The organism is Vannielia sp. (assembly GCF_029212645.1).
Classification (GTDB): domain Bacteria; phylum Pseudomonadota; class Alphaproteobacteria; order Rhodobacterales; family Rhodobacteraceae; genus Vannielia.
Genome location: NZ_JARGND010000047.1, coordinates 1 through 9,041, shown reverse-complemented (window position 1 = coordinate 9,041; position 9,041 = coordinate 1). Strand labels below are relative to the sequence as shown.

The 9,041-nt window shown below is 58.2% G+C and carries 8 protein-coding genes; 6 read left to right on the top strand and 2 right to left on the bottom strand.

The annotated features are described in order from the left end of the window. Positions 1 to 182 precede the first annotated feature (182 nt). Positions 183 to 1,013, bottom strand: a complete 831-nt coding sequence (locus P1U55_RS13260; RefSeq protein ID WP_301048100.1) for a prephenate dehydratase — start codon at positions 1,011 to 1,013, stop codon at positions 183 to 185. A 128-nt stretch (positions 1,014 to 1,141) separates the two neighbouring features. Between P1U55_RS13260 and P1U55_RS13255 the strand changes: the two genes are divergently transcribed. The 6 genes from P1U55_RS13255 (at position 1,142) to P1U55_RS13230 (ending at position 8,492) form a co-directional block, all read left to right on the top strand. Beyond that, entirely contained in the window at positions 1,142 to 1,678 is a 537-nt protein-coding gene (locus tag P1U55_RS13255) for a cytochrome c family protein (RefSeq protein WP_301048099.1), read from the top strand. Positions 1,679 to 1,895: 217 nt separating this feature from the next. Continuing rightward, positions 1,896 to 3,827 carry an extracellular solute-binding protein gene (locus tag P1U55_RS13250; RefSeq protein WP_301048098.1) on the top strand — a complete coding sequence of 644 codons (1,932 nt, stop codon included), beginning with the start codon at positions 1,896 to 1,898 and terminating at the stop codon, positions 3,825 to 3,827. Between the two features lie 49 nt (positions 3,828 to 3,876). After that, on the top strand, positions 3,877 to 5,097 hold the full coding sequence (locus tag P1U55_RS13245) for a microcin C ABC transporter permease YejB (RefSeq protein ID WP_301048097.1): 1,221 nt from the start codon (positions 3,877 to 3,879) through the stop codon (positions 5,095 to 5,097). After that, complete coding sequence (locus P1U55_RS13240) at positions 5,097 to 6,209, top strand: ABC transporter permease (RefSeq protein WP_301048096.1); 1,113 nt, start codon at positions 5,097 to 5,099, stop codon at positions 6,207 to 6,209. The genes P1U55_RS13245 and P1U55_RS13240 overlap by 1 nt, the downstream gene beginning before the upstream one ends. Then, complete coding sequence (locus tag P1U55_RS13235) at positions 6,206 to 7,807, top strand: ABC transporter ATP-binding protein (RefSeq protein WP_301048095.1); 1,602 nt, start codon at positions 6,206 to 6,208, stop codon at positions 7,805 to 7,807. The genes P1U55_RS13240 and P1U55_RS13235 overlap by 4 nt, the downstream gene beginning before the upstream one ends. Before the next feature lie 61 nt (positions 7,808 to 7,868). After that, complete coding sequence (locus tag P1U55_RS13230) at positions 7,869 to 8,492, top strand: hypothetical protein (RefSeq protein ID WP_301048094.1); 624 nt, start codon at positions 7,869 to 7,871, stop codon at positions 8,490 to 8,492. Between the two features lie 218 nt (positions 8,493 to 8,710). On the opposite strand, the gene P1U55_RS15885 is transcribed toward P1U55_RS13230, so the two are convergent. Further along, entirely contained in the window at positions 8,711 to 8,884 is a 174-nt protein-coding gene (locus tag P1U55_RS15885) for an integrase core domain-containing protein (RefSeq protein WP_366943056.1), read from the bottom strand. Positions 8,885 to 9,041 lie beyond the last annotated feature (157 nt).

The window sequence follows — 9,041 nt, the reverse complement described above, 5'->3', positions numbered from 1 at the left end:
ATCCACGTTGCTTGCCGGTCCGGATTCCCCCGGCAACCTTTGGCTAATCCTGACGGATGGTATCAAAGTGACTTATGGCGAGTGGCCGCGTGTTCCAGCCGTGGCCAGCTTGCCGGGTGGCGCTTTGGCTGGCTGGCGTGCCGCGCCCAACACCACGGGTGACGGACGCTACAGCGCCGATCTCAGAAACGTCGCGGGTCGGCAGGATAGACTCCGAGAATTTTCACTTCTTCTGTGAAGTGGTCGAGTTCTTCCATCGCCAGTTGCACGTTGGCATCATCAGGATGGCCTTCAATGTCAGCGTAAAATTGCGTCGCAGTGAAGGAACCTCCGACCATGTAGCTTTCGAGCTTGGTCATGTTCACGCCATTGGTGGCAAACCCGCCCATAGCCTTGAAAAGCGCGGCTGGGATGTTGCGCACACGAAAGACAAAGGTTGTCATCATGCGCTCGGCGCGGCGGCTTTCATCGGCCTCCGGTGACATGATGAGGAAGCGCGTGGTGTTGTGGGCATGGTCCTCAATGTGGCGGGCGAGAATATCGAGGCCATAGATCTGGGCCGCAAGATCAGAGGCGAGCGCCCCGGCAGTGCGATCCCCTTGCGCCGCAAGTTCGGCGGCGGCACCGGCGCTGTCGGCGGCGGCTTCCCCCTTAATCCCACGGGATTCAAGAAAACTGGCGCATTGTGGCAGCAACACCAGATGCGCACGGACCGATTTGACCTCCTCCAACGTGACACCGGGAAGAGCCATCAGAGAGATATGTACCCGCACGAAAGCTTCATCATGGATGTGCAGCCCACTCTCGGGCAAGAGGCGGTGGATGTCGGCAACCCGGCCGTAGGTGGTGTTTTCTACCGGAAGCATGGCTTCGGTCGCTTCGCCGGACCGCACCGAAGCGATCACATCTTCGAAGGTGGCGCAGGGCAGCGCCTCCATCTCTGGGCGAGCGTTGAGGCAGGCCTCATGTGAGTAAGCGCCAGCCTCTCCCTGAAATGCGATGCGCGCTGTCATGGTCAAAAATACCCCCGATTGCATCAATTTTCGCCTCAAGGGCGTTTGGTCGCGTGTGATACGACTTGCAGGAGACGGGTGGAAGCGCGTAGAACCCCGCCAAACCCACACCGTGCACGGGATGCGACATGTTCGACACAATGACAATGGTTAAGGCGTTTGGCTGGCTCTGCGGCGCTTTGCTTATCTACCTTCTAATCAACTGGGGCTCCGAGTCGCTTTATGCGATGGATCAACATGGCGCTGGCCATGGCGAGGAGGAAGCCGAACACTCCAAAGGCTATGTGATCGAAGTTGCCGCCGCCGAAAGTGGCGAAGGCGAGGCCGAAGACACCGGCCCGACATTTGCCGAAGTTCTGGCAACGGCTGATGCCGGAAAGGGGGAGCGGGTTTTTGGCAAGTGTAAGGCCTGCCACAAGCTTGATGGCTCCAACGGCACTGGCCCGCACCTTGATGGGGTGGTTGGCCGCGAGATTGCCGCAGTTGGCGATTTTGGTTACTCCGATGTGCTGGCTGGCCTTGAAGGCGAATGGACGCCGGAGCACCTGAACGAGTTCCTTGCCAATCCCAAGGGCTATGCACCGGGCACCAAGATGTCCTTCGCGGGGCTGAGGAAAATTCAGGACCGCGCCAACGTGGTGGCCTATCTCGCGGAACAGAACTGAGCCGCAGGACAACAGATTTGATGGGCCGTGCCGGGAAACTAGCGCGGCCCTTTTCATATGGCCCCCGGACTTCACGCAATTTCACCTGCTCGCGCTCTGTTCACGAGGTTTCAACTTGCACCTTTGGGCGGCGGGCCTTTAGCTGAAATTAACCAAAAGTCGGGGATGGTGGCTGAGCCGCCGTGCCCAACAGACATAACAAAATGGGGAGCCCTTTATGCATAGAGCCGCGCACCGCCAGACCACCCAAAGCGAAGCCCGCGCTGCTGAGCGCCCTGTGAAGGGGCGCGCGTGGCTGTGGGGCATTGGCCTTGCCTTGGGCCTTGCAATGGCCGCCGCGCCGCTCTTTGCACAAGACACCATCACCCGACATGGGATTACCACCTTCGTTGGCGATGACCTGACTTACGGCCCTGATTTCCAGCACCTGAACTATGTGAACCCGAACGCCCCCAAGGGCGGTGAGATGTCGGTTTGGGGGTTTGGCGGGTTTGACAATTTCAACCCCTACACCATCGAAGGCCGGTCTGCCGGGCTGGCCAGCGCGATGCATGAGAGCTTGTTGACCGCCCCAGCCGACGTGATTGGCGAAGATTATGGCTTGCTCGCGGAAAGCCTGGAATACCCAGAGGACAAATCCTGGGTCATCTTCACGCTGCGCGAGGGGGTCGAGTTTTCTGATGGAACCGCGCTGACAGCCGAAGATGTGAAGTTTTCCTACGAGACCTTCCTTGAGGACGGGCTTCCATCATACCGCAAAGTTCTGGGGGAAAGCGTGACGGGTGCCGAGGTGCTTGATGCGCGGCGCATCAAGTTCACCTTCGCCGAGGACAAGCCCAAGCGGGACCTGATCCAAATGGTCGGCGGCTTGTCGATTCTGAACAAGGCGCAGTTCGAGGCCGAAGGCTTCGACTTGGAAAAGATGCAAGACGTGCCCTTCATCGGCTCCGGCCCCTATGTCATGGACATGGACCGCACGATCATGGGCCGGTCTGTCGTGCTTGCGCGAAACCCGGACTACTGGGGAGAAAGCCTGCCGATCAACGTGGGGCGCAACAACTTTGACAGCCTGCGGGTTGAGTACTTTGGCGACTATGCTGTCGCCACCGAAGCCTTCAAGGGCGGCGCCTACCTGTTCCGCCAAGAGGCCAGCTCGAAGGATTGGGCGACGGCCTATGATTTTCCAGCCGTGGAGAACGGCTGGGTGCAGAAGGTTGAACTGCCAAACAAGGAAATTGGCAACGGCCAGAGCTTTATCTTCAACCTGCGCCGCCCGCAGTTGCAGGATCCAAAAGTGCGTGAGGCAATATCCCTGTTGTTTAACTTTGAATGGACGAACAAGACGCTGTTTTACGGGCTTTACGACCGGGTAGACAGCTTTTGGGACAATACCGATCTGGAAGCGACGGGACTGCCGAGCGAAGCTGAACTTGAGCTACTGGAACCCCTTCGTGGGAAAATCCCCGATGAGGTGTTCACCGAAGAGCCTTACACTCGCCCGGTTTCAAGCGCCGACAGCGCAACGGATCGGCGCAACCTGCGCCGTGCAAACAAGCTGCTCGACGAAGCTGGCTGGGACGTCGGGGACGATGGCGTGCGGCGCAAGGATGGGGTCACGCTACGGGTTGAGTTCCTGAATGATAGCCAAACCTTCGACCGAATCATCAACCCCTTCGTCGAAAACCTCCGCAGAGTCGGCGTGGATGCCGTGCACCAGCGAGTCGACAACGCCAGCGCCACGGTGCGGGAGCGCCCCCCGGAGTATGATTTTGACGTTGTCACCGGGTTTTTGAGCACCGGCTTCACCCCCGGCGACGGCATGAAGCAATATTTTGGCTCGGAAACGGCAAATACCTCGACCTTCAACAAAATGGGCCTGGCTGATCCGGCAGTCGATGCGCTGATCGAGCACATCAAGTCTGCCGAAAGCCAGGAAGAACTGGCGGTTGCGATTTCGGCGATGGACCGGGTGTTGAGGGCGCTGAAATTCCGCATCGGGCAGTGGAACAAAACGGTCTATACGGTGGCCTACTACGACATGTATGAGCACCCCGAAAACATGCCGCCCTACGCCCTCGGCAACATGGATTTCTGGTGGTATAACGCGGAAAGAGCCGAAGAGCTTAAAGCTGCGGGGGCCTTCCAATAGGTCCGGGCAGCTAGAAACGAGCAGTTAAAACACAAGAATAAGGGCCATAATGGGCGCCTATATCCTCCGCAGGCTACTCCTCATCATCCCAACGCTGTTCGGGATCATGCTGGTGAATTTCGTGCTGACAGAATTCGTCCCCGGTGGGCCGAAGGAGCAGGTGGCCGCGCGGCTGGAATCCGGGGCCGATGCCTCGACCAATGTGGCGGGCGGCGGTGACGCGGGCCAGAACATGGGGCAAACCGATGAGCAGATCGGCGATCCAAGCCTGCAAGGGCTGACGCCGGAGTTTATTGACCAGCTTGATGTGCAATTTGGCTATGCGAAAGTGGTTTGCGAAGAAGGATACACCCCGCGCAACGGCGAGGACCTGACCTATAAAGATCTGCGCGCGGATGAGTGCGAGAAAGAGTTTTTTACCCGCACTCAAAGATTTTTCATCATGATGGGTAACTACATTACCTTCGATTTCGGCGAGAGCTATTTTCGGAGTGAGACGGTGGTGAACCTCGTGATCGACAAGCTGCCGGTTTCGATCACGCTGGGCCTGTGGTCCACATTGATTGCCTACATCGTCTCGATCCCGCTGGGCATTCGCAAGGCTGTGAAGGAAGGATCGAGCTTTGATACATGGACCTCGGGCGCGATTGTGGTGGCCTATGCGATCCCCGGTTTCCTGTTTGCGATCTTGCTCTTGGTGTTGTTCGCGACCGGCAACTGCTTTTCTGTTCCGTTTGTGCCCGACGCCTGGAACCCGACGTGTCACAAACTCTTTCCACTCAGGGGGCTGACCTCGCCAAGCTGGGAGGGATTCAGCACTTGGGACAAGATCGTTGACTACCTGCACCACATCTTCCTGCCCGTGCTCGCCTCGTCTATCGCTGGATTTGCCTCGCTGACGCTGCTCACCAAGAACAGCTTTCTTGATGAGATCAAGAAGCAGTATGTGATCACCGCACGGGCGAAGGGGTTAAGTGAGCGCCGAGTGCTTTATGGCCATGTGTTCCGTAACGCGATGCTGATTGTTATCGCCGGTTTTCCGGCGGCGTTTCTTGGCGTGTTCTTTGGCACGTCGTTGATCATTGAGTGGATATTCTCGCTCGACGGGTTGGGCAGGCTCGGGTTTGAAGCGGCGGTGGACAGGGATTACCCGATCGTATTTGGCACGCTCTTCGCCTTTGGCCTCGTGGGCCTCATCGTTAACCTACTGAGTGATTTGATGTATGTCTTCGTGGATCCGCGGATCGACTTTGAGCGGAGGGCAGGTTGATGGCTATGCTAGGGCCACTGGGCCGCCGCCGCTGGACCAACTTCAAGAAAAACCGCCGTGCCTTTTGGTCGCTTTGGCTGTTCTTGTTGCTCTTCGGGGCCACGCTTTTTGCTGAGTTTCTGGCCAACGAAAAGCCAGTGCTCGTGCAATATCGCGGCGAATATTACATGCCGATTTTCAACTTCTACAGCGAAGAAACCTTTGGCGGAGATTTCCGCACCGAAGCGTCGTATCGGGATATAGAGGTGAAGTGCCTCATCCGTTCCGGCGGGCTTGACGCCTGCTTTGATGATCCGGAAGGCGTGATTGCACAAAGTGCAACAGGCGTGGTGGACGGCGAGGAAATTTCACAAGGCTGGCTTCTCTGGCCCCCCATCCCCTACGGCTACAACACGCCAAACGATGATATCGTTGGCGCGGCACCCTCTGCCCCGGATCGCAACCACTGGCTCGGCACCGATGATGGCTCGCGCGATGTGCTGGCGCGGGTGATCTATGGCTTCCGGCTTTCCGTTCTGTTCACCCTCGTTGTGACGGCTACGGCGAGCCTTGTGGGCATCGCGGCGGGGGCGATCCAAGGCTACTTCGGCGGCTGGGTTGACCTGTTTTTGCAGCGGATGCTTGAGATATGGGGAGGCATCCCAAACCTCTATGTGATCATCATCATGTTTGCGATTTTCCAGCGAAGTTTCTGGCTGCTGGTCTTGCTGACCGTCTTGTTCAACTGGCCAGCACTGGTGGGTGTTGTGCGGGCAGAATTCTTGCGAGCGCGCAACTTTGAATATGTGCGCGCGGCCAAGGCGCTTGGGGTTTCAGACCGGGTGATCATGTTCCGCCACATCCTGCCCAATGCGATGGTGGCGACACTCACATTGATGCCCTTCATCATCACCGGCACGGTCAGCGGCCTCGCGGCGCTCGATTTTCTGGGCTATGGCTTGCCGTCGTCAGCGCCGTCGCTTGGCGAACTGACGCTACAAGCCAAGCAAAACCTGCACGCACCATGGCTCGCCTTCACCGCGTTCTTTACCTTCGCCATCATGCTCTCGCTACTGGTCTTTATCTTTGAGGGCGTGCGCGATGCGTTCGATCCGCGCAAGGTGTTCTCATGAGTGCAGACAGGGTTCTGGAGGTCAGTGACCTCAATGTGAGCTTCAATCAGGACGGCGAGGTTACACGCGCCGTGCGTGGCGTGAGCTTCACCGTTGGCCGAGGTGAAACGGTGGCACTTGTAGGCGAAAGCGGCTCAGGCAAATCTGTCACCGCCCTGTCGACGGTGAGCTTGCTGGGCGAGAGCGCAAGCGTGGAAGGCTCAATCCGGTACGAAGGCGCGCAGATGGTTGGCGCCAGCAAAAAGAAGCTGCAGGAGGTGCGGGGAAACGACATTTCCTTCATTTTCCAGGAACCGATGACCAGCCTCAACCCATTGCATATCCTGGAAAAGCAACTGGCCGAGAGCCTTGAATTGCACCAAGGCGTCACCGGAAAGGAAGCGCGCAAGCGGATCATCACATTGCTGGAAGATGTCGGCATTCGCGATCCCGAAACACGGCTCGGGGCGTATCCACACCAGCTATCGGGTGGGCAGCGCCAGAGGGTGATGATTGCCATGGCGCTGGCAAACAACCCCGACCTTTTGATCGCCGATGAGCCAACCACGGCACTGGACGTGACCATTCAGGCGCAAATTCTTGACCTTTTGGCCGAGCTGAAGGCGAAACGGCAGATGAGCATGCTGTTCATCACCCACGATCTGAACATTGTCCGCCGCATCGCTGACAGGGTTTGCGTGATGAAGGATGGCGAGATTGTGGAAGAAGGTGAAACCACCGCGCTTTTCGCCGACCCAAAGCACCCCTACACAAAAAGGCTGCTGAGCGCCGAGCCTGTCGGCAAGCCGGACCCCGTCGGCGAGAGCGCCGAAGAGATCGTGCGCACCGACGCCTTGCGCATTTGGTTCCCGATCCAGCGCGGCCTGTTCAAGCGCACTGTCGGCCATGTGAAAGCGGTAAACGAGGCAAGCCTTAGCGTGCGCGCGGGCGAAACGCTTGGGATCGTGGGCGAAAGCGGCTCCGGCAAAACCACGCTGGCCTTGGCAATCATGCGGCTGATCGGCTCCGAAGGGCCGGTTTACTACATGGGCGAGGATATCAAGGGCTGGAGCACCAAGGCGATGCGCGAGTTGCGCCGCCATATGCAGATCGTTTTTCAGGATCCGTTTGGTAGCCTGTCACCCCGCATGACCATTGAGCAGATCGTGGCTGAAGGCCTGGGTGTGCATGGTGTGCAGAAAGGCCAAGACAAGCGCCAGCTGGTGGAGGAGATGCTGCGCGAGGTCGGTCTCGATCCACAGATGATGCATCGGTATCCGCATGAGTTTTCTGGCGGTCAAAGGCAACGGATCGCCATCGCCCGCGCGATGATCCTACGACCTCGGCTGGTTGTGCTGGATGAGCCGACGAGTGCGCTGGATATGACCGTGCAGGTGCAAATCGTAGACCTTTTGCGCGATTTGCAGCGGAAATATGGGCTCGCTTACCTGTTTATCAGCCATGATTTGCGGGTTGTCCGGGCGCTGTCGCACAAGGTGATGGTGATGAAGCAGGGCGATGTGGTTGAGGCCGCGAGCGTAGAAGAGATATTTGACGCGCCGAAATCTGAGTACACTCGCACGCTTATGGAGGCGGCCTTTGGCTCCGTTGACGTGTAAGCTGGTGGTCATGCCGGGGCTTGATGGCACCGGGCTCTTATTGGACGCATTCGCAAAGGAGATGAGCCGCTACTGCGCCGCAGATGTGCTGCGTTATCCCTCCGATGTGGTGTCTTACGACGATCTCGTGCCGTGGGTCGCAGAACGGCTGCCCGAAGCACCATTCATGCTGCTCGCGGAGTCCTTTTCTGGCCCTCTGGCGATCAAGGTGGCTAGCGCTGCGCCCGACGGCCTGCGCGGTGTGATCTTCATCACCAGCTTTGCGCGCGCGCCGATGGGCGTGCCTGCGGTGCTCGCCGAAGGGCTGCGCGGTGTGCCGGTAACATCGCCGTTAGCATTGAAAATCATCGCTCCCTTCTGTGTTGGCCTTGAGCCGCAACCCGAGATCATGGAGCTTTTTGCCAAGGCTCTGGAACAGGTTCCAGTTGATACGCTGGCCGACCGCCTACGCGAAATTCTTGATACAGACGAAACGGAGGCGTTGGCCGCCCTCCCCGTACCACATGGCGTCATCGCCGGAGCACATGACAGGTTAGTGCCGCCGCGACGGGCCGAGGAACTCAAGCGCGGGGCCGCCTTCTTTAAAACGATAGATGGGCCGCACTTCATGATGCAACGGCACCCTCGCGCTGCCGCCAAAGCGGTCAAAGAAGCGATGATCTGCCTTGGGGCGACTGATGTTTAAGGCAATCGTTTAGGATTTTGACGGCGCACTCAATCAAATCGAAGCGAACCGGGCGTTTCTTCCAGGTCCGACGGTTTGAACCCGACTGCCGCGCGCCTCTGGCCGATTTGAAGACGTTGTGACCTGCTTACCGTTGCTACCTCGTTCATAACGAGAGCCCTTGATGTTGCTTCGTTCCCCAACTATCGCGCGCCGGACGCTAGACTTTTCTGGCTGTTTCACAACAACGGGCCGGTGGCACCGTCGGGATAGAGTAAGGTGATCGGGGCGTTGTATCTGATCGCTACGTGGGGTCGGTCCTCGTTGGAGTGTCTACGCCAGCAGCCGTCAAGCTTTTCACGGGCGTCGGCTAGTCTCATGAACAACTGTGTGCTCCTCGCCCTTCTTCTCAATGAATGCTCTCATGCGATTCCGCTCCTCTTTACTTCAAAGAAAAAGAGCCGAAAACCTCGACTTCAAACGGTCCAGATTTCAGGGGGCAGAGCAGTCCACCTAATCGAAGTAGACCAGCCGGCCGATGGTGTTGCTTGGGCCGTCGGGGCCGTTGCA

Bases quoted from the DNA above. Each gene is read 5' to 3' on its own strand.
- P1U55_RS13230 (WP_301048094.1), top strand. From the start codon at position 7,869: ATGAGCCGCTACTGCGCCGCAGATGTGCTGCGTTATCCCTCCGATGTG.
- P1U55_RS13245 (WP_301048097.1), top strand. From the start codon at position 3,877: ATGGGCGCCTATATCCTCCGCAGGCTACTCCTCATCATCCCAACGCTG.
- P1U55_RS13260 (WP_301048100.1), bottom strand. From the start codon at position 1,013: ATGACAGCGCGCATCGCATTTCAGGGAGAGGCTGGCGCTTACTCACAT.
- P1U55_RS13250 (WP_301048098.1), top strand. From the start codon at position 1,896: ATGCATAGAGCCGCGCACCGCCAGACCACCCAAAGCGAAGCCCGCGCT.
- P1U55_RS13255 (WP_301048099.1), top strand. From the start codon at position 1,142: ATGTTCGACACAATGACAATGGTTAAGGCGTTTGGCTGGCTCTGCGGC.
- P1U55_RS13240 (WP_301048096.1), top strand. From the start codon at position 5,097: ATGGCTATGCTAGGGCCACTGGGCCGCCGCCGCTGGACCAACTTCAAG.
- P1U55_RS13235 (WP_301048095.1), top strand. From the start codon at position 6,206: ATGAGTGCAGACAGGGTTCTGGAGGTCAGTGACCTCAATGTGAGCTTC.